Consider the following 23,568-nt stretch of genomic DNA (forward strand, 5'->3'; position numbering starts at 1 on the left):
GCGCCGATTGACAGCGGGCCTCGCGCCAACCACGTTCCGCCCCCTTTCCGCGCCCTTCCAAGGCCCCCTCCCCGCATGAACCTCGTCGTCGTCGAGAGCCCCGCAAAGGCCAAGACCATCAACAAATATCTGGGCCCGGACTTCACCGTCCTGGCGTCCTACGGCCACGTCCGCGACCTGCCGTCGAAGGATGGGTCGGTGCTGCCCGACGACGATTTCGCCATGTCCTGGGAGATCGACGCCAAGGCCTCCAAGCGCCTGAGCGAGATCGCCGAGGTCGCCAAACGGTCCGACCGCGTCATCCTGGCCACCGACCCCGACCGCGAGGGCGAGGCCATCAGCTGGCACGTGCTGGAGATCCTGACCAAGAAGAAGGTGCTGAAGGACACGCACGTCGAACGCGTCACCTTCAACGCCATCACCAAGAGCGCCGTGCTGGAGGCGATGGCCAATCCGCGTCAGATCGACATGGAGCTGGTCGAGGCTTATCTGGCCCGCCGCGCGCTGGACTATCTGGTGGGCTTCACCCTGTCGCCGGTGCTGTGGCGCAAGCTGCCCGGCGCGCGTTCGGCCGGTCGGGTCCAGTCGGTCGCCCTGCGCATCGTCGTCGATCGCGAGATGGAGATCGAGAAGTTCAAGGCGCAGGAATACTGGTCCGTCGAGGCCGACCTGAACGCCGACAGTCCGCCCTTCACCACGCGTCTGGTCAAGCACGCCGGCAAGCGGGTGCAGCGGCTGGACATCACCTCGGAAACCATGGCGACCGCGGCGCGGGACGCCATCAACGCCGGGACCTTCACCATCGCCTCGGTGGAGAAGAAGCCGGTCAAGCGCGCGCCGAGCCCGCCGTTCATGACCTCGACCCTGCAGCAGGAGGCCTCGCGCAAGCTGGGCTTCACGGCGCAACGCACCATGCAGGCGGCGCAGAAACTGTATGAGGGCGTCGACGACCAGGGCGGCCTGATCACCTATATGCGGACCGACGGCCTGTCGGTCAGCCCCGAGGGCATCGCCCAGGCGCGCGAGGTCATCGGCGACCGCTTCGGCCCGGCCTATGTTCCGGAACAACCCCGCTATTACAAGACGAAAGCCAAGAACGCCCAGGAAGCGCACGAAGCGATCCGGCCGACCAACATGGCCCGCGCGCCCGAGACCCTGCGTCTCGAGGGCGACCTGCAGAAGCTGTACGAACTGATCTGGAAACGGACCATCGCCAGCCAGATGGAGTCCGCACGCCTGGACCGGACCACGGTCGAGATCGAGGAGCCGACGGGCCAGACGGGCCTGCGCGCCACCGGCCAGGTCGTGGCCTTCGACGGTTTCATGGCCGTGTACGAAGAGGGCCGCGACGACAAGCCCAAGGACGGCGGCGACGACGAGGACGAAACCACCCGCCTGCCCGCGCTGAAGGAAGGCGCGGTCGCCAGGGTCGAGGCGATCCGCACCGAACAGCATTTCACCGAGCCGCCCCCGCGCTATTCCGAAGCGACCCTGGTCAAGAAGCTGGAAGAGCTGGGCATCGGCCGTCCCTCGACCTACGCCTCGATCCTGACGACGCTGCGCGACCGCGAATATGTCCGCACCGACAAGAACCGCTTCTATCCCGAGGACAAGGGACGGCTGGTCACAGCCTTCCTGGAGCAGTTCTTCTCCAAATGGGTCGAATATGACTTCACCGCCGCGCTCGAGACGCGGCTGGACGAGGTGTCGGCAGGCAATCTGAACTGGAAGGTGTTGCTGCGGGAGTTCTGGTCAGACTTCCATGTCGCGACCCAGGCCGCCGGCGAACTGCGCACAACGGCGATCCTGGACGCGCTGAACGAGTCGCTTGGGCCGCACATCTTCCCTCAGAAGGAGGACGGCTCCGATCCGCGCGAATGCCCGCTGTGCAAACAGGGCCAGCTGAGCCTGAAGACCAGCCGGTTCGGGGCCTTCATCGGCTGTTCGCGCTATCCTGACTGCAAATTCACCCGCCCCGTGGCGACGCCCGATGCGGCGGACGGCGGTGCGGACGGCGGCGACCGGGAGCTGGGCGTCGACCCGGTCACAGGCCAGCCCGTGTCGCTGAAGATCGGCCGCTTCGGTCCCTATGTGGAAACCACGCCGCCGGGTGAGGAGAAGCCGAAACGCTCGTCCCTGCCCAAGGGCTGGTCGCCCGCATCGCTGAGCCTGGAACAGGCCCTGCGCCTGTTGGCCCTGCCGCGCGAGGTCGGGATGCATCCGGAGGATGGCAAGCCGATCACGGCCGGCCTGGGGCGCTATGGCCCGTTCGTGCTGCACGCCGGGACCTACGCCAATGTCGCCGACATCGACGAAGTGTTCGAGGTTGGTCTGAACCGCGCGGTCGTGCTGCTGGCCGAGAAGCGGGCCGGCAAGTTCGCGGGCCGCGGCGGGGCCACGGCTCCGCTGAAGGATCTGGGCGCCCACCCGGAGACGGGCGAACCGATCCACGTCATGGCGGGCCGCTTCGGGCCCTATGTGAAGTCGGGCAAGATCAACGCCACCCTGCCCAAGGGCACGGCGCCGGAAGACCTGACGCTGGAAGAGGCCCTGCCGCTGCTGGCGGCGCGGGCTCTGGCGGCGCCGTCGAAGGGCAAGAAGGCCCCGGCGAAGAAGGCGGCGGCGAAGAAGCCGGCTGCGAAAAAGGCTCCGGCCAAGAAGGCGGCCGCTAAGAAACCCGCCGCGAAAAAGGTCGCCAAACCGGCGGCCTGATCATTCGTTCTCCCTCCCCTTCATGGGGAGGGACGGCGAAGCGAAGCGGAGCCCGGGTGGGGCAGTGCGAAACTCCCGCCATCGGCGCCGAGGCGAAAATTCCCCACCCGGATCGCTGCGCGATCGTCCCTCCCACTTCGGGGGAGGGAGAACTGCGCTTCACCGCTTCAGCAGTCTGTCCCTCGCCGCGTTCAGGCGTGACGCCAGACCTTCGGTGCCGCCCTGATCAGGATGGGCGCGGGCCATCAGGCGTTTCCAGGCGGCGTTGATGTCCTGAACCGTGGCGTCGGCCGAAACGCCGAGGATGGCGCGCGCGTCCCTGTCACTGAGCGCGTCGCTGCGCGGCGGGACCAACCGCTGCCGCGAGGCCACCGTCAGCCACAGGCTCGCGCCAATCAGACCGACGGCCGGCAGCCAGGCGCCGCGGAAGGCCAGCAGGACCCCGCCGGCCAGCATCACCGCGCTGAACAGGGTGGCGGCGACGCGCCACTGACCGCGGCCTCGTCCCTCGCTCTGACGGCCCAGCCGTACCAGGGCCCAGACGGCGATCGCGGCCAGAGCCAGCCAGATCAGGCTCAAGACGTCATGCCGCCGCGTCGAGCGGAGCGTCCAGCGCGCCGCCGTCCAGGCCGAGCGACTGCATCAGATTGCGCATCTCCTGGCGGGCGGCGACATGGGCCAGCGACACCGCCACCGGGCGCACGTCGTTGGACAGGTCGGCCACGGTCAGGCCGAACGGGAACAGTTCGCGATAGATGACGCGGTCGCGCAGGCCGGGCCCCATGCGGAAGCCGACGCGGCGGGCCAGCTTTTCCATCCGCTCCTCAAGTCGCTGGCGGTTGCGGGCGGCGGCGACGGCGAGGCGGTTGGTGACGACGATCCAGTCGATCTGGGCATGGCGGCCCTGGGTGATGGCGCGCTGCTTGCGGGCCTCCCAGACGCTTTCGGAATAGATCGAGGGCTTGAGCAGATCGAGGGTGACCGGATCGACGGAACCCAGCAGATCGAAATCGACGAAACTATCGTTCATCGGAGTGACAATCTGGTCGGCAAGGCCATGTGCGGTGCGCGACAGCAGGGTGTCGCCGCCAGGCGTGTCGATCAGGATGACGTCGGCAGACGCCTTCGCCTCGGCGAAGGCCGTCTCGAACCGGGCCAGCTGCTCGGCCTCGCCGGCCCGGGCCAAAGCCTTGCCGTCGCCCATGTCGGGTTCGATCGGCATCGGCAGGGACCGGGCGTTGCCGGCCATCCAGGCGGCGCGGTTGGCGAAGAATTTGGCCATCGACCGCTGGCGCAGGTCCAGGTCGATGATGGCCACGCGCTTGCCGGCGTGCAGCAGGGCCGTGACGATGTGGATGGCGAGCGTGGACTTGCCCGCCCCGCCCTTTTCGTTGCCGACGACGATGACCGTGGGGTCAGCCATGGGGGACTCATACCTGTGTGGGGCCGCCGACTCAGACACGGGGCCAGAACGGGCAGAATCGCGGCGGGCGGGTCCGGCGTCAACGCGGCCGAATGGAACGGCTGTGGATGCGCGGTCTAGGCCGAGCGACGGCACCAGGGATCATCGACGCCCGCGGCGGCGCAGACGGCTCGGGCGCCGGCGGCGGGCGCGCGAACCTTCAGCCGGGTCAGCTGACGCCCCCCGACCTCGACAGCCTCATAGACGGGCGACAGGCCGTCCAGCGCCCAGGCAGCCTCTCCGCCCTTGAGGCGGCTCCAGGCGGCGCGAGCCGAGGCTTCGCTGGAATAGGCGCCCAGTTGCACCAACGCACGCCCGGCGGCGGGTGCCACCGCGGGACGGACCAGGATCGCTGGACGCAGGCCGGCGCGGGAGGCGGCGTTGTCTATCCGGGTCGAGACCTGCTGCACCACCGCGTCGGCCACGGCGGGTGCGGCGGCGGCGACAACCCGAGGCGCGGCGCGCGCGACCATGCGATTCACCTCGGCGTCGCGGGCATCCCACAGGGCGTGCGGGTCCAGCACTTCGACGCGGATGGCGGGACGGAGGCCGGCATTGGTCACGGTGCGATGAGACGTGGACGCCGGCTGAACGCGCGGGCCGCCGTCAAGAGGGATGGCGGCGACGGATTCCGCCAGGGTCTCGAACCGATGCGGATCACTTTCCACCATGCCGCAGGCGGTCAGGCCCGAGGCGGCGAACAGGACAAGCACTGGACGGATCAGGAGGCTCGGCGTCATAAGCCAACCCTCGCACGGCAGCTTTTGCCGCGCGGTTCACAAGCACGCTTAAGGCGAAGGGTTAATCCGTTCATCATGACCGAGACCGCTCACCTTCCCGTCGCCCGCACCGTGGAAGCGCTGCGCGAAGAAGTCAGCGCGTGGAAACGTCTGGGGTTCACGGTCGGCTTCGTTCCGACCATGGGAGCGTTGCACGAAGGACACCTCAGCCTGGTGCGGGAAGCGGGACGGCGAACGGACCGCGTGGTCGCCAGCGTCTTCGTCAATCCGACCCAGTTCGCGGCGCACGAGGACCTCGGGACCTACCCCCGGCGCGAGGCGCAGGACGCAGAAATGCTGGCCGGCGCGGGCTGTCATCTGCTGTTCGCGCCCACGGTCGAGGAGATGTATCCGGAAGGCTTCGTCACGGCCGTGAGCGTGGGCGGGCCATCCGCGGGGCTTGAGACCGACTTCCGGCCGCAATTCTTCGGCGGGGTCGCCGTGGTGGTGGCCAAGCTGCTGAATCAGGTCCAGGCCGGGGTCGCGGTGTTCGGAGAGAAGGACTATCAGCAGCTGATGGTCGTGCGGCGCATGGCGCGCGATCTCGACATCCCGACCGAGATCGTCGGTTCGCCGACCGAGCGCGACGGCCATGGCCTGGCCCTGTCTTCGCGCAATGCCTACCTCAACGACATCGAACTGCAGACCGCGCGGCGGCTGAACGGCGTGCTGGCCGAGGCTGGCGCGCAGGCCACCGCGCGCCGCCCGCTGGCGGCGATCGAGCGCGACGCTCACGCTGCCCTGCTGAAGGCCGGGTTCCAGCGGATCGACTATGTCGCGATCCGTCGCGCCGACGACCTTGCCCCGTTCCGTGACGGCGTCGTGGACGCCCCCGCCCGCATTCTGGCGGCGGCCTGGCTGGGTCGGACGCGGCTGATCGACAACATGGCCGTCGCCGCGCCGTCGCAGAGAGCCTAGGCCAGTTTCAGGTCCATGGTCCCGCCGATCCACTCGATTGCGGACTTGCGCCGGGCCTCGGCGGCGGCGTTCGTGTCGCCCAGTGCGGTCTCGGCCCCGGCGAGGACGAAATAGCTGTAGGGATCGCCGGGCCAGTCCTCGAGCAGTTCGACGATCTTCGCCTTGGCGCCGACCGCGTCGCCCTTGAGCAGCAAGGCCGCGGCAAGGCTGCGCCGGGTCGGGTACCAGAGAATCGGCGGGTCGCCGCCCTCGGAATCCTGGCCCTGAATTTGGGCGGCGCGGGTGAAGGCGGCGACGGCGGCGTCCGCATTGCCCTCGATCATGGCGGCGCGGCCTTCGAGCACGCGCTGCGAGACCTCGGTGAAGTCATTGCGAAGCTTGCCTTGCGGACCGGCGGCGAAGTCCGGCGCCGCGCGCAGGGCGGCGATGGCCTCGGCCTCGGCCCGTACGGCGGATGCGTCCCCTGCCCTCGCCGCCGCCTCGCCGCGGGCGAAGCGCCAGCTGACCCGCAGCATCGGATGGCTTTCAGCCGGCTCGGTCAGGGCCGCGATCCTTTCGGCCGAACCGAAGCGACCGTAAATGGCGTAGGCGTTGTTGGCCATGGCCTGGCGCCAGACATTGGTCGCCGGGATGTCGGGGAAGGTGGCCAGGAACCAGTCGGCCAGCTTCAGACCCTCCTCGCCGCCACCGGCCATCAGGGCGCCGCCCATGCCGAAATGGATGTTGTGGCCGTGCAGCGGCATGCCGGGCACGCCACCGGGCGGGCGAGCCAGACTGTCGTAGCGCCGGTCCAGCGCCACGGCGTTGACGTTGGACATCATGGCGTCCCGGTACCGGCCCACCCGGTAGAAGGTGTGCGACGGCATGTGCACCAGATGGCTGGCGCCCGGGGCCAGGGCCGCAAGCCGTTCGCCATAGGGGATGGCCTTGTGCGGGTCGTCCGACCATTCCGTCAGATGTATATAGAGGTGGATGGCGCCGGGATCGTCAGGCGAACGCGCCAGGGTTTGTTCGAGGATGGTCATGGCGCGGGTGATGCCGGGATCGGCGGCCTTCCCCTCGTCATCCCACCATTTGTCGGCCTTGAGCATCCAGGCGTCGGCAGTGATGGCGGCCACGGTGATGTCCGCGGGGTTGTTGCGCGAAATCCGGTCCATCGACTGGGCGAAGCGGCGGTCGCGGGAGGATTTCTGGCCCGAATAACGCTGCACCAGGGCGTCGATCATCTGGCGCTGCATCGGGGTCGCCCGCCGGGCCAGACGGCGGGCCTCTCGCGCGGCTTTCCGCGCGGCGGCGAGGCTTTCGTCGTCATTGCCGCCGCCGTTCAGGTTGGGGCCCAGCGCCCACGCCTCGCCCCAGGCGCACATCCCGCACGTCGGGTCCAGCAGCCGCGCCTTGCGGAAGGCGCGCACGGATTCCTTGTGCTCGAAAGCCCAGCGCAGGCGGACGCCGTGGTTGAACCAGGCCTGGGCTTCGGGACTGGCCGTATCGATGGTGAAGCCACCCGTGCCGAAACCGTCGACCATGACCATGTCGGCGACCGGCGAGCCGGAGTCGGCCGAGGCGGCCGGTCCGCACACCTGGGGTCGTTCAAGCAGGGTGCGTACTGCGCTGTCCGCGGTCGCATCGGCGACGGCCGCGGGTCCGATCAGCGTCGCCGCAAGGGCGACGCCCGCCATAAGGATTTTGCGCATGAACCCGTCTCCCGCTGCCCGGACAGCCACCCTGCCGCGAAAGCCGGTGGACGCCAAGGCCGGTTCAGCCGCAGTCGACGCGTTCGATGATACCGGACGCCTGGTTGAAGCGGATGTTCAGCCGGTCGAGCTGCAGATCCTTTGTCGTCGGGCATGTCGTGCAGACGACGCGGACGTTCGCGCCGGCCTGAAAATCCACAGCCCCGACGTGGGAGCCGATCAACGACTGCGACGCGGCGGCGTCGCAGCGCTGGGGAACCGGGGTTGCATCCGGTGCCTCGACCGGCGCGCACGCCGCCAGCATAAGGCCGGCGATAGCCAGAAGGGCATTCATCCGCATTTCACTTCCCGGATGATCCCGGTGCGTTCGTCGTAGAAGATGTTCAAACGAGAGCCGCTGTAATCCATCGTCACCGGGCAGGTAGTGCAGGTCACGCGCCAGTTCTCGTTGGCGGGTTTGGGCGGCAGTTCGGAACGGTTGCGGCCAACGTAGCGCTGGTACTCGTCCGCCCGGCACCGGGTCAGGCCGTCGGGCGGGGGAACCGGGGAGGAGCCGGCATTATTCCCGGGAGTCGGCGTCGAGGCGCCGTTGTCGACCGGGGCGGGCGCGCAGGCTGCCAGCAGGCCTGTCGCTGCAAGAGCGAGGATCAGGGTCTTCATGGGCGTGGCTCCTTGGGGTGTCAGCCGCAGCGGACCTGTTCGACGATCTGCGTCTGCTCATTGAAGAAGATGTTCAGGCGTCCAGGCGCATAGTCTTCCGTCACCGGGCAGGTGGTGCAGGCGACCCGGCGGTTCACGACATCCACGGGAACGGGGATTTCGGTCTTCGGTTTCCCGACCAGCCACTGCAACTCGCCCGCGCGGCACATGTCGACCGTCGGATAGGTGGGTTGGGAGCCGATCGGCTGGTTCATCTGCGCCTCCTCCACCGTTCGTGGAGCGGCGCCGTCAGACGCGGGCGTCGAACAAGCGGTCAGGGCCAGGAGAGCGATCAGGCCGCCTTTTCCCAGCGTCCTTCGGGCGACTGTTTCCAGTAGGCCAGGTTCGCACCCTGATCCTTCAGCGCCTTCCACCGGACCCGCGCGCCTGAAAGCGCCTCGTCGTTCCGTCCGTCGAAGATGATGAAGCATCGGTCGAAGCCTTTCGTGTCGCCCAGTTCAGCACTGTCCACGATGAACAGCGCCTGAGCCGCGTTCGGGTTCTCGGCTGATTCCGTCAGCAGGATGGGCTGACGCGCCGCCTCGGCCTCCGTCGCCCGGCCGTGGGCCAGGAAACTGTCGTCGCGGTACGTCCACAGCCTCTCGTCGATGTCGTCGAGCAGGCCCGGATCCGACGCCCGGACAAGGGCCCTCCAGCCCCGCTCGCGCGTCTTCTCCAGCAGGCCGGGCAGGACCTGGTCCAGCGTCGAGCGCTCGAGATGGTAGAACCAGATTTCCGGCTCGGCGTCAGACACCCGGTTCTACCTCTCGCAGCGGATCAGGACTCGTAGGAGTCGGCCACCATCCGGTCGAGGGTGCGCACGCCCCAGCCCACGGCGCCGTCCGGCACGGTCGGATTCTTGCTGTCCTTGATCCAGGCGGTCGGCGCGATGTCGATGTGCGCCCACGGCGTGCCGTTGGTGAACCGCTGCAGGAACAGGGCGGCTGTGATCGAGCCGCCGGCGCGGCCGTTGCCGGTGTTCTTGACGTCGGCGATGGGCGTGTCGATGTGGCGCTCATAGGCCGCCGGGATCGGCATCCGCCAGGCGTTCTCGCCGACCTTGGGACCAGCGGCCAGGAAGTTGTTGGCCAGTTCGTCCGAGTTCGAGAAGACGCCGGCGTATTCCAGACCCAGGGCCACGATCATGGCGCCCGTCAGGGTGGCCAGATCGAGCATGAATTTCGGCTTGAAACGCTCCTGGGTGTACCAGAGGCAGTCGGCCAGGACGAGGCGGCCCTCGGCGTCGGTGTTCAGCACCTCGACCGACTGGCCGGACAGGGACATGACCACATCGCCCGGACGCTGGGCCGCGCCGTCGGGCATGTTCTCCACGAGGCCGATGACGCCGATCGCATTGACCTTCGCCTTTCGGCCGGCCAGCGCGTGCATGAGGCCGCTGACCGCGGCGGCGCCGCCCATGTCCCACTTCATGTCTTCCATGCCGTCGGCCGGCTTGATCGAGATGCCGCCGGTGTCGAAGCAGACGCCCTTGCCGACGAAGGCGATGGGCAGATCGCCCTTCCTGCCGCCGTTCCATTTCATGATGGCGACCTTGCTCTCGCGCACGCTGCCCATGCCGACGGCCAGCAGGGTGCGGAAGCCGAGCTTTTCCAGCTCTTTCTCACCGAGAACCTCGACCTCGAGGCCCAGCTTTTCGAGGCCTTTGACGCGTTTGGCGAACTCTTCCGGGTACAGGATGTTGGCGGGTTCGCTGACGAGATCGCGCGAGAATTCCACGGCTTCGGCCACGGCGGCGAGATCGGCGTAGGCAGCTTGCGCGGCCTTGGGATCGGCGGCGACGATGCGGATCGTCTCGACCGACGGCGTCTTCTCGGGCTTGAGCGTGGTGCGGTATTTGAGGAAGCGGTAGCCGGCCAGACGGGCGGCGAAGGCCGCGCGCGCGGCCCGGGCCGCCGACAGGTGTGAGACGTCGATGGTCAGGACCGCCGCGCCGGACATCTTGACCGCATGATAGGCGGCGCCGGCGGCGGCTTCCAGCGCCAGATCGTCAAATTTGGCCGGATCGCCAGCGCCGGTCAGCACAATGACGCCAGCATCCACGCCCGCGGGTGCGGCGACGACAAGGGTGCTGTTCGATCCGCCGGTGAAGCGGCTGGCGGTCATGGCGCGGGTGAGAGCCCCGGACGTCGCGACATCGAGCTGGCTGCCCGTCCCGACGAAGGCCCGACCCTCGTTGACGAGGACGGCGAGAATCTCGGAGGGGCTCGCGGACGCGACGAATTCGATCTTCATTTACTGCTCCCGCCGGACATTACGCGTCCGGTCTGGTGTCGATGGGGATGAGCGCGCGCGGTTTCGCCGGCGCGGTCGGGTGTGTATTAGATGCTCTCCCTCGCCGCCGCCTGCAACGGGCGATTTCTCCCGAACATGTCCCTGATCCAAGGCTATCTTTTCCGGCAGATCGCGCGTCCCGTCGTCGGCGCGTGCGCCGCACTGACCGGAATCGGCATTCTCAGCCAGAGTCTGGATCAGCTCGAGGTCATCGTCGAACGGGGCCAGAGCGTCTGGGTGATGATCAAGCTGACCCTGCTGGCGGTGCCGCAACTTCTCGCTGTTATTGTGCCGATCGGGATGTTCGTCGGGGCCCTGATCGCCCTGACCCGGCTGCAGCGCGAGCAGGAACTGACCGCCATCTTCGCCTCCGGCGTGACGCGCTGGCAGGCGATCCGGCCGGCGATCCGGCTGGCGGCCATCGCGGCGCTCGCGACTCTGCTGATCACGACGGTGCTCATGCCCTGGGGCCAGCGTCAGGCCCGCGCCGAGGCCTTCGCCATCCGCACCGACCTGGCCGCCGTGCTGATCGAGGAAGGCCGCTTCGTCCAGGGACCCAACGGCCTGACCGTCTATGTCCAGCAGATCGAACAGAACGGCCTGCTCAAGAACCTGTTCGTCTATGTCGACGAGGGCGACAAGGTCACCACCTGGGACGCGGCCGAGGCGCGTTTCGGCCGGGTGGACGGCTTGCCGGTCCTGACGCTGGTGAACGGATCGCGGCAGAGCTATTCGTCGCGCGGCGTGCTGGAATACCTGTCGTTCGGGCGCACGGTCGTTGATCTCTCTCCCTATTCCGACATCACCGACCAGATTCGCTACAAGCCGTCGGACCTCTATCTGCCCCAGTTGTTCGATCCGTCGCCCCAGGATCTCAAAAGCGTTGGGTCCGCCGGCGAGCTGATGGCCGAGGGCCATTCGCGCCTTTCGGCGCCGCTGTACGCCCTGATGGCCATGGCGATGGCCCTGACCGCGATCATGGGCGGCCAGTTCAGCCGCACGGGTTACAGCCTGCGAATCGCCAAGGCGGCCGGCGCCTTCCTGATCGCGCGCGTGGCCGGCTACGGCCTGGTGTCCGCCAGCGTCTGGAACGGCTGGCTGAACGTATTCCAGTATCTGCTGCCCATCATCGCCACCGTCATCGCCCTGAGGCTGCTGTTCCGCGCCCTGAAGCCGCGACGCAGCCGCGCGTGGCCCATGCTCGACCAGCTGAAGGCGAGGTTCGCGTGAGCCGGATCGCCCTGCCCGTTCCGTGGCTGCGCCTGGGCCGCATCGAACGTTATGTCCTTGTGCAGCAGGCCCGGTCGCTGGCTATCGCGCTGGGCGTCATCGGCGCCCTGATCATGCTGATCGACTTCGTGGAGATTTCCCGCGGGGTCGGATCCGACGTCGATCTGTCGGGCGCCCGGATTTTGGGCCTGATGCTGCTGAAGTCGCCGCAGGTGATCATCCAGCTGCTGCCGTTCGTCTTCCTGTTCGGGACCCTGGCGGCGTTCGTGGGCCTGAACCGGCGCAGCGAGCTGATCGCGATGCGGGCGGCCGGAGTCTCGGCGTGGCGGTTTGTTCTACCGGCGGCGGGCGCGGCCCTGATGTTCGGGGTGCTGACGGTCGGCGTCCTGGGTCCACTGGCGGCGTCGGCGGACGGGCTGTTCCAGCGCGAGCGGTCGCGGCTGTCCGGATCTGCGGCAGCGGGGGCGGCCGAACAGGCGATCTGGATCCGCGAGGGCGACGACACACGGCAGATGGTCATTCGCGGGGAGCGACAGGACCGCGCGAACGCCCGCCTGCTGGGCGTGAGCTTCTTCATCTACACCAATGACGCCGCCGGAATGCGCACCTTCTCGGAGCGGATCGACGCCGCCTCCGCGACCCTGGCCGCCGGTCGCTGGCGTCTGGTCGACGCCGTGGGGGCCCAGATCGGCCAGCGCGCTGTGCGGTACGCCACGCTCGATCTTCCTTCGAGCCTGGCGGACGATGAGGCGTTCGAGCGGTTCGCCCGGCCCCAGTCCACCTCGTTCTGGTCGCTTCCCGCCCAGATCGCGCGCGTCGAGGACGCGGGTTTCTCGTCCACCGCCTACCGACTGCGGCTGCAGCAGCTGTTGGCCACGCCGCTGATGTTCGCGGCCATGTCGATCCTTGCCGCGGCCTTTTCGCTTCGACTCATGCGGCTGGGCGATCTCGCCAGGATGAGCGTCGCGGCGGTGGTTCTGGGATTCGGCTTCTTCTTCATCAACCAGGCGGCGTCGGCGTTCGGTTCGGCCGAGGTGATCCCGCCCTGGCTGGCCGCCTGGCTGCCGCCTTTGCTTACGGCGCTCGCCGCCTTCACCTTGCTGTTCTATACCGAAGACGGCTAAGCGAACCCTCGCCGTCCCCTCCGCCACCAGAGTGATTTTTGCATGCAGCGTGACCGCCGCGCGCCCGATACGGCAGCCTTGCGACTCCGGCTCCTGGCCGGCGCGGCCGCCGTCGCCCTGGCCGCTTCGGGCCACGGCGCCAGCGCCCAGACGGTTCCCACGGCGTCCGCTCCTGCGGGTCCGGACGGGCTGACGCCCAACGCAGTCTACATCGAAGCCGACGCGGCATCCCGTGAAGGCGACCTCATCATCGCGAGCGGCGTGGGCGAAAGCCGCGTGCTGGCGCGCTTCCGGGGCGCGACACTGAGGGCCGGCGAAGTCAGCTATGATCTGGAGTCCGGAGTTGCCACCGCCAACCGCCGGGTGGAGTTCACCGACCCGGGCGGGACGGTCGTCTTCGCCAGCCATCTGGAACTCGATTCCGATCTCAAGGCCGGCGTCGCCGTCGATTTCGCCACGCGCTTCGCCAACGGCGCCAGCCTGATGGCCGCCACGGCCGTGCGCCGCAGCGAGCAGGTCAACGAACTGAACTACGCGATCTTCACGCCGTGCCCGATCTGCGACGCGGAAGGAAACCCCAAGGAACCCAGCATCTCCATCCAGGCGGAGAAGGTGGTCCAGAACGAGGAATTGCGCGCGGTCCTGTACCGCAACGCCTTGTTCCGCGTCGGCGGCGTGCCGGTCTTCTACCTGCCCTTTTTCGCCCACCCGGATCCCACGGTGGAGCGCGCCTCAGGCTTCCTGGTGCCGATCCCCAGCTATGACGAAGGCCGGGGCCTGAGCCTGGAGGTTCCTTATCTGCACGTGGTTTCGCCATCGGAAGACTGGCTGATCAGCCCCCAACTCAACACCGACGTCGCCCCCCTGCTGAACCTGCAATGGCGGCGGCGATTCGCGAACGGCTCCGTCGTGGCCCGCGCAGGCTATACCCATGAAGAGAATTTCGGGGATTTCGACGGGCCCGACCCCGACAACCTCCCTGACATCCCGATCGCCGCCGAGCATCGCAGCTATTTGCTGGCGTATGGCCGGTTCGATCCGGACGGCCCATGGCGCGGGGGTTTTACCGCTGAACGCGTATCCGACAAGACGCTGTTCGACCGCTACGACATCCGCGATCCGTATCAGGAAAACGGCCTGTACTATGGCGACCGCCGCCGCCTGATCAGCCAGGCCTATGCGGAGCGGCAGACCGACCGGTCATACTTCTCGATCGCCGCCTTCGACATGCAGAGCCTTCGTGTCGCGGTCCCGAACGTCGACGCCCCGGGTCTGAACATCTTCGAGAGCGATGACAGCCTGCCGTTCGTCGCCCCCCTCATCGAGGCGCGGTGGGAGCCGAACGGTCCGGTCCTGGGCGGACGCCTGCGGCTGCGCGGCACGGCGGTGGCGCTGTACCGCGACGCCTATGTCGGCAGCCCGGTTCTCCGGCCGGAAATCGTACCGACTGGCTCACTGTCAGCCCTGCCGGGCGTGGACAGTCGCCGTGTTTCCGGCCAGGCGGAATGGCGCCGGGCCCTGACCTCCCGCGCCGGCGTGCGTTGGGAGCCGTTCATCGACGTGCGCGCCGACGCCTATTCGGTCGGCGACCTGCCTCCGGGTCTGGGGCTGGATGACGAAACCATCACCCGCGGACGCGCCACCGCCGGTCTCGACGTCAGCTATCCCCTGATCCGTCGCATGAGCGACAGCGCCGACCTGATCCTGGAGCCGATGGCCCAGATGTCCGTGTCGACCGATCCCGATCTGGACCCCCGCATCCCGAACGAGGACAGCCAGACGCTGGAGCTGGACGAGAGCTCGCTGTTCCGGACCGACCGATTCCCCGGGTACGACCTGCTGGAAGGCGGTCTGCGATTCACGGCGGGCATGCGGGCCACCCTGCGCTGGGACCAGGGCCGGCAAGCCAGTCTGTTCATCGGCCGCAGCCTGCGCGACGACGACGAACCCGGTTTCCAGGTTCCCGTGCCCGACGCGCCGGCGCAGTTGTACGATCCGTCGGGTCTGGCCTCCGATACGTCCGACTGGGTCGTGCAGGGCAGTTTCTCGCCGTCAGACCGGATTCGCGGCTGGGGCCATGCGACGATCGACTCCTCGGGCGAGATTCGCCGCGCCGAAACCGCCGTCGATGGTCGGTGGGGCCGGCGGAATCTGGCGACGGTCAGCTACATCATCGACCGGTCAAACCCGCTCGCGGGCCCGTTGAACCGCAACTATGAATTCCTCCAGCTTTCGGGTCAGCAGTTCGTCTATGGCAACTGGGGCGTGACCGTCGCCGGCATCGCCGACCTGGAGCGCGACCTGATCACCCGCTCGGAGATCGGACTGTTGTTCGATGACGATTGTTTCCGGTTCGAGCTGGGCTGGCGGCGCGACAACACCCGCGTCCGCCCGACGGGGCCGTCCGAGGGCCTCTATGTGCGCCTAAACCTCGCCACTTTCGGCGGTACAGGGTATTGACGCAGCGACAGGTGCTGGACGCCGCGTGGCCCGGGGGCGCGCGGAAAGACTATCCGGATCGGATCCGGGCCAACGCCGCTTGAGGAATACGACTGACATGGGTTTGACGCGTTATATGACGGGCGTGGCGATGGCCGCCCTCCTGGCTGGTTCAGCCGTGGCGCAGACCGCGCCGGTACAGGCTCCGGCCGCCGCTGGCACCCTGAATCCTGCTGCCGAGGCAGCCCCGCCGGCGGCTCCGGCGGCGCCGGCGTTCCAGATGTCCGACGGCATCCTGGCGACGGTCAATGACAGCGTCATCACGGGCTTCGACCTGCGTCAGCGCATGCTGCTGCTGATCGCCATGACCCAGGTCCAGCCGACGCCGGAGAATATCCCTGCCATCCAGCAGCAGGCGCTGAACCTGCTGGTCGATGAGCGGCTGCAGGCCCAGGAACTGACCAAATACGAGGACCTGGTGATCACCGACGCGGAAGTCGACCAGGAACTGGCCGCCATGGCTCAGGAAGTGGGCGCCGCCCCGGCGACGTATCTCGAGTTTCTGGCCCAGGGCGGAATCCGCCCCTCGACCCTTCGTGAGCAGCTGCGGACCCAGATGGGCTGGTCACAGCTGGTCGGCGGACGCTTCCAGAGCCGCGCGCGGGTCAGCAGGTCGGCGGTCGACGCCGCCCTGCGCCAGGCCTCCGAGGCGGCGTCCAAGAAACAGTATCTGATCGGCGAAATCTACATCGAGGCCAGCCGTGTGGGCGGCCAGCAGGCCGCGCTGAACGGCGCCACACAGCTGGTGCAGCAGATGGTCCAGGGCGCGCCCTTCCAGGCCGTCGCCCAGCAGTTCTCGGCCGCCCCCTCGGCCACCCGCGGCGGCGACGCCGGCTGGGTCGTGGAAGGCGCCATGCAGCCGGCCCTGCAACAGGCGCTGGAACAGCTCGAAGTCGGCCAGTTGTCGCGGCCCATCCCGGTCGATGGCGGCGTCTACATTGTTTATATGCGCGACAAGCGCGACGGCGCCTCGGCCAGCCTGGTCCAGATCAAGCAGGTCATGATCGAACTTCCGGAAACCGCCAGCGATGCGGACGTGGCCGCCGCCACGGCCCGGCTGGAGGCCCTGCGTCCCCAGCTGACCTGCGAGACCATGCTGCAGCGCGCGACGTCCGAACAGGGCCTGTTGGGCTCCGATCTGGGCGAGGCCGACGTGCAGAACCTGGCGCCGCAGTTCCAGCAGGTCGCCCGCTCGGCCGAGGTCGGTTCGGTCAGCACCCCGGTCCGCACGCCGCTGGGCGTCCATCTGCTGGGCGTCTGCGGACGCCGTGCGGGCGGGACCGAGGCGCCCGACGCCCGCGAAGTCGAAGCCCAGCTGTTCCGCCAGAACCTCGCCACCCTGGGCAAGCGCTATATGCGCGACCTGCGCGAGGACGCCCTCATCGAGATGAAGTGATGACGGGGCCCGCGCCGCTGGCCCTGTCGATGGGCGAACCGGCGGGCGTGGGGCCCGAGATCATCGCCAGCGCCTGGGCGGCGCTGAAGGCCGAAGGTCCGGTCTTCGTCGTCGTCGGCGACGCCGCCCTGATGCGCGCTCAGGGCCAGCCGGTGCAGACCGTCCTTTCGGTATCCGAGGCCGCAGCCGTGTTCGGGCGCGCCATCCCCGTTCTGGATATCCCCCTGCCCGCCGCCGTGGCGCCCGGACAGCCCGACGCCGCCAACGCCGGCGTCGTCGCCGACTGGATCGAGCAGGCCGTGAACCTGGCCATGTCCGGCGAGGCCTCGGGCGTGGTCACGGCCCCGATCGCCAAGGCCCCGCTGTACGCCGCCGGTTTCCGCTTCCCCGGTCACACGGAGTTCATCGCCGAATTGACCGCCGACACCCCCTTCGCCGGCACGCGCGGGCCGGTGATGATGCTGACGGCGAAGGATCTGCGCGCCTGCCTGGTCACCATCCACGCGCCGCTGGCCGAGGTCCCCGAACTGGTCACGATCGAGCGCGTCTGCCGCACGGCGCGGGTGGTTCATGAGGCGATGAAGCGCGACTTCGGCATCGCCGCGCCCCGGCTGGCGCTGGCGGCGCTGAACCCGCACGCAGGCGAGGGCGGCGCCATCGGCCTGGAGGAAATCCAGGTCCTGGCCCCGGCGGTCGAAATCCTGCGCGCCGAGGGGATCACGATCACCAACCCCCTGCCCGCCGACACCCTGTTCCACGACGACGCGCGCGCAGCCTACGATGCTGTCCTGTGCCTGTACCACGACCAAGCGCTGATCCCGGTCAAGACGCTGGACTTCTGGGGCGGGGTCAACACGACCCTGGGCCTGCCGGTCATCCGCACCTCGCCCGACCACGGCACCGGCTTCGACATCGCCGGCAAGGGCGTGGCCCGGGCCGACAGCCTGATCGCGGCGGTGCGGCTGGCGGGACAGATGGCGGCGGCGCGGGCCTCCTGACCTCCGTTCATCCCGGCGAAAGCCGGGACCCGGTGTTTTGGGCGTTTCGGCGCCAGGTGGTTGGACCCGCCCCCAATCCCGGCCATGGTGCGCCTCGAAAGAACTGGGTCCCGGCTTTCGCCGGGATGAACGGAACAAAATTGAACCCGACCGACCTCCCCACCCTCCGCGAATCCCTCGACGCCCACGGGCTGTCGGCGAAGAAGAGCTTCGGGCAGCATTTCCTGCTGGACCTGAATGTGACGCGCAAGATCGTGCGGCTGGCGGGTCCATTCGAGGGGCGGGCCGTGATCGAGGTCGGGCCCGGCCCCGGCGGCCTGACGCGCGCGCTGCTGGAAAGCGATGCGGGCCGGGTGGTGCTGATCGAGAAGGATCCGCGCTTTCTGCCTCTGCTGGCGGAACTGGACACGCCGGAATTCGGGGGCTCCGGACGGCTGACCGTGGTCGAGGCCGACGCCCTGGGGGTGCGCGAGGCCGATCTGGTCGAGGGGCCGGCGCACGTGGTGTCCAACCTGCCTTACAACGTCGGCACGCCGCTGCTGATCAAATGGCTGACCGGGCCGTGGAGCCCGCACGCCATGACCCTGATGTTCCAGAAGGAGGTGGCCGAGCGGATCACGGCCGCGCCCGGCGACGACGCCTATGGCCGGCTGGCGGTGATCAGCCAGGCGGTGTGCGAGGCCAAGCTGGTGATGCATCTGCCGGCGGCCGCCTTCACCCCGCCGCCCAAGGTGGCCTCGGCCGTGGTGCATCTGGTCCCGCGCGCCGACCGGCCGGACCGGGAGTTGCTGAAGGCGCTGGAGCGGGTAACGGCCGCCGCCTTCGGCCAGAGGCGCAAGATGCTGCGCTCCAGTCTGAAAACACTGGGCGGGGCGGCGCTGTGCGAAGCGGCGGGCCTGAGTCCCGAGGATCGGGCCGAGGTCATCGACCTGGCCGGCTTCCTGCGTCTGGCGCGGGCCGTGGCGGGTCAGCCGCAGCCGGCGGCGCCGGACGATGGCGGGGTGACGATGATGCGGCGCAAGCGGCCATAGGCGCCTTCCGGACCCTGCGTCCGCTGAGGTGGGCCGGCGGTGCGGCGCGGCCTTCGCTGGATTGATTTCAATCAAGGCGCCGGCGGGGACCCTGAGTATGGTCCCGGCGTCGTCGGCAACCGCCTCGCCCGCGAGACGTTCAGCCGGCCCCCCCATGATCGGAGACTCCAGATGTTACTTTCCCCAGGCGCCCTCGTGGCCGTCGTCGATGGCGAGAAGCTGGCGCTGTACGAGAACACGGGGCATCAGGGCGTCGTCCTGTCTCCGAAGCCGACGCCGGCGATCGCCGATCGCGCCTCGGGCGCCGCGGGCCGGATTTCCAGCGACGCCAATCCCGACAATGACACCCAGGCCGAGGACGGCTTCGCCATGGGCGTGGCCGATGTGCTGAACAGGATGGTGCTCAACCACAAGGTTGAGCACCTGCTGGTCATCGCCGCGCCCAAGACCATGGGTCAGCTGCGCAAGGGCTGGCACAAGGAGACCGCATCGCGGGTCGTCGGCGAGATTTCGAAGGATCTGACGGGGCATTCGGCGGAGCAGATCGCGACGGCGATCGAGAAGGCGATCGAGAAGGCGTAGAGTTTTCCTGCCCTCCTGACACACGAAAAGGCCGCTCCTCGCCGGAGCGGCCTTTTCCATTGTCGCGTCTTACCGGGTCAGAGACGGGCCGAAAGAGAGGGTTCTAGACCGCCTCGTTCAGGAGGGCGGCCTTGTAGCCGTCGACCCAGATGTTGCGGAACCGGCAGGAGCGCTCGGCGTGGTAGATGTGGGCCAGTTCGGCGTATGAGCGGTCGAAGTCGTCGTTGACGAAGACATAGTCGAACTCGCCGCAGTGCTCGATCTCGCCCTTGGCGTTGGCGATGCGGCGCTCGATCACGTCCTCGGCGTCCTGCGAACGGGTCACCAGGCGGCGGCGCAGCTCCTCGAGGCTGGGCGGCAGGATGAAGACGCGAACGGCGTCCTCCGGGCATTTGGCGGCGATGTCGCGGGCGCCCTGCCAGTCGATGTCGAACAGGACGTCGCGGCCCTCGGCCAGGGCGCGGTCGATGGGCGCGCGCGGGCTGCCGTAGCGGCTGCCGTGGACATCGGCCCATTCGAGGAAGGCGTCGGCCTCGATCATGCGCTGGAATTCGGCGTCATCGACGAAATGGTAGTCGCGGTCGGCGACCTCGCCCGGACGGATGGCGCGGGTGGTCATGGAGACCGACAGCTCCAGACCGCCGTGGTCGGCCATCAGGCGGCGGCACAGGCTGGTCTTGCCGGCGCCCGAGGGGCTGGCGACGATCAGCAGGACGCCGCGGCGGGGCGTGCGTTCATTCGACATTCTGGACCTGTTCGCGCAACTGTTCGATCACGGCCTTGAGCTCGAGGCCGAGTCCGGTGAGCGCGGTCGTAGCCGATTTCGAGCAGAGGGTGTTCGCCTCCCTCATGAATTCCTGCATCAGGAAGTCGAGTTTCCGCCCGGCGGGGGGTTGCTGCAACAGGGTCCGGGCCGAGGCGACGTGCGCCGCCAGCCGGTCAAGCTCCTCGCGCACGTCAGCCTTGGTCGCGAGCGCGGCGGCCTCGAGGAAGATGCGGTCCTGCAGGCCGGGTGCATCGGGCGCCAGTTCGGTCATGCGGCGGGTGAACCGATCGCGGATCGCCTCGGTCTGGGCGGCGGCTTCGGTCTCCGCCTGGGCGGTCAGGGCGTCGATGCGGGCGATGAAGTCGGCAATGACCGGGAGCAGTTGGCCGCCCTCGCGGTCGCGGGACAGCTTCAGGGCGTCCAGAGCCTGATCGATCGTGGCGGCCATGGCGGCCTCGACGGCGGCGCGGGCCTCGGCGTCGTCGGCCTCCTCGGGCGCTTCCAGCACGCCGCGCAGCGACAGCAGGCCATCGGCCGAGGGCGGGGTCGCCCCCTCCTCCGCCAGTTCGTTGGCGAGGGACAGGTAGCGGGCGAGGATGTCCTGGTTGACCTTCAGCGAAGCGGCGCCGAGTTCGCGTCTGGTCTGGATTCCAAGCGTGACCTGACCGCGGCTCAGCCGGGCCTGGGCGGAGGTCTTTGCATGACGCTCCAGGGTGTCGAAGCCGGGCGGGCCCCGGAAACGGACTTCCAGATTGCGGCCGTTGACCGAGCGGGCCTCGACCGACCAGGTCCAGTCGCCCTCGGAACCGTCCACCCGGCCGAAGCCGGTCATGCCGGAGATCCGGCTCAACGCGCCGGCGCCGTCGTAGCCGGCGGTATGCTGATGACCCGCGCTCCGGGCGGGACCGTCACGCCGGGAGGGGCTGCGGCGCCCGAGGCGGCGTCAGGCGACGCATTCGGGACGCCGGGAACCGTGCCGGGCACGGCCGGCGGCGGAGCCTCGGGCGGCAGACCGGCCTTGCGGCGCTCGATCTCGCGCCAGCGCGCGACATTGGCCAGGTGTTCGTCATAGGTGCGGGCGAAGACGTGGCCCCCGGTACCGTCGGCGACGAAGAACAGCTCCTCGCTGCGCGGCGGATTCAGGACGGCGGCGACAGCGTCGCGGCCCGGGTTGGCGATCGGCGTCGGCGGCAGGCCGTCGATCTGGTAGGTGTTCCAGGCGGTCGGCCGGTCCAGCTCGGAGCGGCGGATGCCCCGTCCCAGCGGACGGCCCCGGGTGATGCCGTAGACGATGGTCGGATCGCTCTCCAGCCGCATGCCGGCGCGAAGGCGGTTGGTGAAGACGGCGGCGACGCGCGGGCGCTCGGCCGCGAGGCCGGTTTCCTTTTCGACGATCGAGGCCAGCACCATCGCTTCTTCGGGCGTGCGGGCGACGGTCGCCGGGCTGCGGGCGGCCCACAGGCGGGCCAGGTTCTCGTCGCGGGCGCGACGCATGCGGGCGACGACCGAATCGCGCGTCTCGCCGCGGCTGACCTCGTAGGTGTCGGGCCACAGGGAGCCTTCCTCCGGCGTGCCGTCGACGGTTCCGATCAGGATCGGCTGATTGTTCAGGATGTCGACGGCCTGGGCCGAGGACCAGCCCTCCGGCAGGGTGACGTAGTGGCGGACCACCCGACCCTCGACCAGCAGGACGATGACGGAACGCAGCGAGGCCTTGCTCGGCACCTCATATTCGCCGGCCCGCAGCTTGCGGTCCGCGCCGGTCAGTGTGGCGGCGGCCTTGAACATGTCGGTCGAGCGGATCACGCCCGCCGATTTCAGCGTCGCCGCGATGGCCGAGACGCCGGCGCCGCTGGGCAGGGTGACGATGGTGGTCTGACCCGCCTGCGCCGACGGGCCGGGCGCGTAGAAGACGCTCCAGGCCGCGACCAGGGCGGCGATGATGAACAGGCTTACCGTGGCCGTGGCGGCCAGGAACGCCGTCTTCCGGCCCGAACCGCGCTCGATCCCCACCTAGGCGACCTTTCGGAAGATGACGGTGGCGTTGGTGCCGCCGAAGCCGAAGCTGTTCGACATGGCGACGTCGATCTCCATCGGCTCGCCCCTGTCCCGCACCATGTTCATCGCGGTCTCGCGCTCGGGGTTGTCGAGGTTGATGGTCGGCGGCGCGATCTGGTCGCGGATGGCCAGGATGCAGAAGATGGCCTCGATGGCGCCCGCCGCCCCCAGCAGGTGGCCGGTCATGGACTTGGTCGAGGACAGGGCCACGTTCGGGGCGTGGTCCCCCATCAGCTTTTCGATCGCGCCGGCCTCGATCCAGTCGGCCATGGTCGAGGTGCCGTGGGCGTTGACGTAGTCGATGTCGGAGACGTCGATGCCGGCCCGTTTCACCGCCATCTGCATTGCGCGATAGCCGCCGTTGCCGTCCTCGGCCGGGGCGGTGATGTGATACGCATCGCCGCTCATGCCGTAGCCGATGACCTCGGCGTAGATGGTCGCGCCGCGCGCCTTCGCGTGTTCGTACTCTTCCAGCACCACGATGCCCGCGCCCTCGCCCATGACGAAGCCGGAGTGATCCCTGTCCCACGGCCGCGAGGCCTTTTCGGGCGCATCATTATAGGCGGTGCACAGGGCCTTGCAGGCGAGGAAGCCGGCGATGCCGATGGGGACGATGGAGCTTTCGGCCCCGCCCGCCACCATGACGTCGGCGTCGTCCAGCATGATCATCCGCGCCGCGTCGCCGATGGCGTGGGCGCCGGTGGCGCAGGCGGTGACGACCGAGTGATTCGGGCCCTTGAGGCCGTGCCGGATCGAGATCTGGCCCGAGGTCAGGTTGATCAGGGCGGAGGGGATGAAGAAGGGGCTGACCCGGCGCGGACCCTGTTCCTTGAGGATGATGGCGGTGTCGGCGATGGGGCCGAGGCCGCCGATGCCCGAACCGACCATGACGCCGGTGCGCTCGCGCTGTTCCTCGGTCTCGGGCTTCCAGCCGGAATCGGCCAGGGCCTCGTCGGCCGCGGCGATGGCGTAGACGATGAAGTCGTCGACCCGCTTGCGATCCTTGGGCGACATGACCTTTTCGTGGTCGAAGACGCCGGGTTCGCCGGGAACGCCCCCGCCCCGGCCGTCCACGGACGGGATTTCGCCCGCGATGGTGCAGCCGTAGCCTTCGGTGTCGAAGCTGGTGATCGGACCGATGCCCGAACGCCCCTCGACGATGCCCTTCCAGTTGTGCTCGACGCCCCAGCCGAGGGGAGTGAGAAGACCGAGGCCGGTGACGACGACACGGCGCATGAGCGCTCCTCGCTACAGAATCCTGACCGCAAACAGTAATGGCCGCCGGGCGGCCCCGCTAGGGGCGCGCCACGGCGGCCATCAAAGCCGTT

The 23,568-nt window shown here is 68.8% G+C and carries 22 protein-coding genes; 9 read left to right on the forward strand and 13 right to left on the reverse strand.

What is annotated here, in order from left to right:
- Positions 1 to 75: 75 nt before the first annotated feature.
- Positions 76 to 2,712, forward strand: coding sequence for a type I DNA topoisomerase (gene topA, locus PSV23_RS05850; RefSeq protein ID WP_300466834.1), 2,637 nt, complete (start codon positions 76 to 78; stop codon positions 2,710 to 2,712).
- 159 nt (positions 2,713 to 2,871) lie between these two features.
- On the opposite strand, the gene PSV23_RS05855 is transcribed toward topA, so the two are convergent.
- The 3 genes from PSV23_RS05855 to PSV23_RS05865 all read right to left on the reverse strand — a co-directional run bounded on the left by PSV23_RS05855 (position 2,872) and on the right by PSV23_RS05865 (position 4,914).
- Positions 2,872 to 3,291: a molecular chaperone DnaJ gene (locus PSV23_RS05855; RefSeq protein WP_300466836.1), complete on the reverse strand. Its 420-nt coding sequence runs from the start codon at positions 3,289 to 3,291 to the stop codon at positions 2,872 to 2,874.
- Between the two features lie 4 nt (positions 3,292 to 3,295).
- Positions 3,296 to 4,135 (reverse strand): division plane positioning ATPase MipZ, encoded by an 840-nt coding sequence (locus PSV23_RS05860; protein WP_300466838.1) that lies wholly within the window; start codon positions 4,133 to 4,135, stop codon positions 3,296 to 3,298.
- A 116-nt stretch (positions 4,136 to 4,251) separates the two neighbouring features.
- Positions 4,252 to 4,914 carry an SPOR domain-containing protein gene (locus PSV23_RS05865; RefSeq protein ID WP_300466840.1) on the reverse strand — a complete coding sequence of 221 codons (663 nt, stop codon included), beginning with the start codon at positions 4,912 to 4,914 and terminating at the stop codon, positions 4,252 to 4,254.
- 75 nt (positions 4,915 to 4,989) lie between these two features.
- On the opposite strand from PSV23_RS05865, the gene panC reads away from it, so the two are divergent.
- Complete coding sequence (gene panC, locus PSV23_RS05870; protein ID WP_300466842.1) at positions 4,990 to 5,871, forward strand: pantoate--beta-alanine ligase; 882 nt, start codon at positions 4,990 to 4,992, stop codon at positions 5,869 to 5,871.
- On the opposite strand, the gene PSV23_RS05875 is transcribed toward panC, so the two are convergent.
- The 6 genes from PSV23_RS05875 to PSV23_RS05900 all read right to left on the reverse strand — a co-directional run bounded on the left by PSV23_RS05875 (position 5,868) and on the right by PSV23_RS05900 (position 10,517).
- A complete protein-coding gene (locus tag PSV23_RS05875; RefSeq protein ID WP_300466844.1) occupies positions 5,868 to 7,565 on the reverse strand; it encodes a hypothetical protein in 1,698 nt (565 codons plus the stop codon). The two genes, panC and PSV23_RS05875, sit on opposite strands and share 4 nt — an antisense overlap.
- A 64-nt stretch (positions 7,566 to 7,629) precedes the next feature.
- Positions 7,630 to 7,899, reverse strand: coding sequence for a hypothetical protein (locus PSV23_RS05880; RefSeq protein ID WP_300466846.1), 270 nt, complete (start codon positions 7,897 to 7,899; stop codon positions 7,630 to 7,632).
- Positions 7,896 to 8,225 carry a hemolysin gene (locus tag PSV23_RS05885; protein ID WP_300466848.1) on the reverse strand — a complete coding sequence of 110 codons (330 nt, stop codon included), beginning with the start codon at positions 8,223 to 8,225 and terminating at the stop codon, positions 7,896 to 7,898. Before PSV23_RS05885 ends, PSV23_RS05880 begins: the two co-directional genes overlap by 4 nt.
- A gap of 20 nt (positions 8,226 to 8,245) precedes the next feature.
- Positions 8,246 to 8,479, reverse strand: coding sequence for a hypothetical protein (locus PSV23_RS05890; protein ID WP_366524221.1), 234 nt, complete (start codon positions 8,477 to 8,479; stop codon positions 8,246 to 8,248).
- A gap of 77 nt (positions 8,480 to 8,556) precedes the next feature.
- Positions 8,557 to 9,018: a DNA polymerase III subunit chi gene (locus tag PSV23_RS05895; protein ID WP_300466850.1), complete on the reverse strand. Its 462-nt coding sequence runs from the start codon at positions 9,016 to 9,018 to the stop codon at positions 8,557 to 8,559.
- 23 nt (positions 9,019 to 9,041) lie between these two features.
- Positions 9,042 to 10,517 carry a leucyl aminopeptidase gene (locus PSV23_RS05900; protein ID WP_300466853.1) on the reverse strand — a complete coding sequence of 492 codons (1,476 nt, stop codon included), beginning with the start codon at positions 10,515 to 10,517 and terminating at the stop codon, positions 9,042 to 9,044.
- 135 nt (positions 10,518 to 10,652) lie between these two features.
- On the opposite strand from PSV23_RS05900, the gene PSV23_RS05905 reads away from it, so the two are divergent.
- The 7 genes from PSV23_RS05905 to PSV23_RS05935 all read left to right on the forward strand — a co-directional run bounded on the left by PSV23_RS05905 (position 10,653) and on the right by PSV23_RS05935 (position 19,416).
- A complete protein-coding gene (locus PSV23_RS05905; protein ID WP_300466855.1) occupies positions 10,653 to 11,786 on the forward strand; it encodes an LptF/LptG family permease in 1,134 nt (377 codons plus the stop codon).
- Positions 11,783 to 12,910: an LPS export ABC transporter permease LptG gene (gene lptG, locus PSV23_RS05910; RefSeq protein ID WP_300466857.1), complete on the forward strand. Its 1,128-nt coding sequence runs from the start codon at positions 11,783 to 11,785 to the stop codon at positions 12,908 to 12,910. The genes PSV23_RS05905 and lptG overlap by 4 nt, the downstream gene beginning before the upstream one ends.
- Before the next feature lie 42 nt (positions 12,911 to 12,952).
- Positions 12,953 to 15,370, forward strand: a complete 2,418-nt coding sequence (locus PSV23_RS05915) for an LPS-assembly protein LptD (protein ID WP_300466859.1) — start codon at positions 12,953 to 12,955, stop codon at positions 15,368 to 15,370.
- Between the two features lie 97 nt (positions 15,371 to 15,467).
- Entirely contained in the window at positions 15,468 to 16,805 is a 1,338-nt protein-coding gene (locus PSV23_RS05920; protein WP_300466861.1) for a peptidylprolyl isomerase, read from the forward strand.
- Positions 16,805 to 17,803, forward strand: coding sequence for a 4-hydroxythreonine-4-phosphate dehydrogenase PdxA (pdxA, locus tag PSV23_RS05925; protein WP_300466863.1), 999 nt, complete (start codon positions 16,805 to 16,807; stop codon positions 17,801 to 17,803). The genes PSV23_RS05920 and pdxA overlap by 1 nt, the downstream gene beginning before the upstream one ends.
- Positions 17,804 to 17,928: 125 nt before the next feature.
- Positions 17,929 to 18,834, forward strand: coding sequence for a 16S rRNA (adenine(1518)-N(6)/adenine(1519)-N(6))-dimethyltransferase RsmA (gene rsmA, locus PSV23_RS05930; RefSeq protein WP_300466865.1), 906 nt, complete (start codon positions 17,929 to 17,931; stop codon positions 18,832 to 18,834).
- Positions 18,835 to 19,005: 171 nt separating this feature from the next.
- On the forward strand, positions 19,006 to 19,416 hold the full coding sequence (locus tag PSV23_RS05935) for a host attachment family protein (protein ID WP_300466867.1): 411 nt from the start codon (positions 19,006 to 19,008) through the stop codon (positions 19,414 to 19,416).
- A 103-nt stretch (positions 19,417 to 19,519) separates the two neighbouring features.
- On the opposite strand, the gene gmk is transcribed toward PSV23_RS05935, so the two are convergent.
- The 4 genes from gmk to fabF are packed head-to-tail and all read right to left on the reverse strand — an operon-like array spanning position 19,520 to position 23,476.
- Positions 19,520 to 20,161 carry a guanylate kinase gene (gene gmk, locus PSV23_RS05940; protein ID WP_300466869.1) on the reverse strand — a complete coding sequence of 214 codons (642 nt, stop codon included), beginning with the start codon at positions 20,159 to 20,161 and terminating at the stop codon, positions 19,520 to 19,522.
- The gene (locus tag PSV23_RS05945; RefSeq protein WP_300466871.1) at positions 20,151 to 21,014 is read right to left on the reverse strand and encodes a YicC/YloC family endoribonuclease; all 864 of its coding nucleotides are present in this window, start codon (positions 21,012 to 21,014) and stop codon (positions 20,151 to 20,153) included. Before PSV23_RS05945 ends, gmk begins: the two co-directional genes overlap by 11 nt.
- Positions 21,015 to 21,028: 14 nt before the next feature.
- Positions 21,029 to 22,195: an endolytic transglycosylase MltG gene (gene mltG / locus PSV23_RS05950; protein ID WP_366524222.1), complete on the reverse strand. Its 1,167-nt coding sequence runs from the start codon at positions 22,193 to 22,195 to the stop codon at positions 21,029 to 21,031.
- Positions 22,196 to 23,476: a beta-ketoacyl-ACP synthase II gene (gene fabF, locus PSV23_RS05955; protein WP_300466873.1), complete on the reverse strand. Its 1,281-nt coding sequence runs from the start codon at positions 23,474 to 23,476 to the stop codon at positions 22,196 to 22,198.
- Positions 23,477 to 23,568 lie beyond the last annotated feature (92 nt).

This window comes from Brevundimonas sp., from assembly GCF_029946145.1.
Classification (GTDB): Bacteria; Pseudomonadota; Alphaproteobacteria; order Caulobacterales; family Caulobacteraceae; genus Brevundimonas.

Excerpts from the sequence above, each read along its gene's own strand:
- PSV23_RS05905 (WP_300466855.1), top strand. The coding sequence starts at position 10,653 with ATGTCCCTGATCCAAGGCTATCTTTTCCGGCAGATCGCGCGTCCCGTC.
- topA (WP_300466834.1), top strand. The coding sequence starts at position 76 with ATGAACCTCGTCGTCGTCGAGAGCCCCGCAAAGGCCAAGACCATCAAC.
- PSV23_RS05880 (WP_300466846.1), bottom strand. The coding sequence starts at position 7,899 with ATGAATGCCCTTCTGGCTATCGCCGGCCTTATGCTGGCGGCGTGCGCG.
- PSV23_RS05865 (WP_300466840.1), bottom strand. The coding sequence starts at position 4,914 with ATGACGCCGAGCCTCCTGATCCGTCCAGTGCTTGTCCTGTTCGCCGCC.
- PSV23_RS05885 (WP_300466848.1), bottom strand. The coding sequence starts at position 8,225 with ATGAAGACCCTGATCCTCGCTCTTGCAGCGACAGGCCTGCTGGCAGCC.
- gmk (WP_300466869.1), bottom strand. The coding sequence starts at position 20,161 with ATGTCGAATGAACGCACGCCCCGCCGCGGCGTCCTGCTGATCGTCGCC.
- PSV23_RS05875 (WP_300466844.1), bottom strand. The coding sequence starts at position 7,565 with ATGCGCAAAATCCTTATGGCGGGCGTCGCCCTTGCGGCGACGCTGATC.
- rsmA (WP_300466865.1), top strand. The coding sequence starts at position 17,929 with ATGAACGGAACAAAATTGAACCCGACCGACCTCCCCACCCTCCGCGAA.
- PSV23_RS05945 (WP_300466871.1), bottom strand. The coding sequence starts at position 21,014 with ATGACCGGCTTCGGCCGGGTGGACGGTTCCGAGGGCGACTGGACCTGG.
- PSV23_RS05890 (WP_366524221.1), bottom strand. The coding sequence starts at position 8,479 with ATGAACCAGCCGATCGGCTCCCAACCCACCTATCCGACGGTCGACATG.
- PSV23_RS05915 (WP_300466859.1), top strand. The coding sequence starts at position 12,953 with ATGCAGCGTGACCGCCGCGCGCCCGATACGGCAGCCTTGCGACTCCGG.
- PSV23_RS05860 (WP_300466838.1), bottom strand. The coding sequence starts at position 4,135 with ATGGCTGACCCCACGGTCATCGTCGTCGGCAACGAAAAGGGCGGGGCG.
- pdxA (WP_300466863.1), top strand. The coding sequence starts at position 16,805 with ATGACGGGGCCCGCGCCGCTGGCCCTGTCGATGGGCGAACCGGCGGGC.
- PSV23_RS05900 (WP_300466853.1), bottom strand. The coding sequence starts at position 10,517 with ATGAAGATCGAATTCGTCGCGTCCGCGAGCCCCTCCGAGATTCTCGCC.
- PSV23_RS05920 (WP_300466861.1), top strand. The coding sequence starts at position 15,468 with ATGGGTTTGACGCGTTATATGACGGGCGTGGCGATGGCCGCCCTCCTG.
- fabF (WP_300466873.1), bottom strand. The coding sequence starts at position 23,476 with ATGCGCCGTGTCGTCGTCACCGGCCTCGGTCTTCTCACTCCCCTCGGC.
- panC (WP_300466842.1), top strand. The coding sequence starts at position 4,990 with ATGACCGAGACCGCTCACCTTCCCGTCGCCCGCACCGTGGAAGCGCTG.
- PSV23_RS05935 (WP_300466867.1), top strand. The coding sequence starts at position 19,006 with ATGTTACTTTCCCCAGGCGCCCTCGTGGCCGTCGTCGATGGCGAGAAG.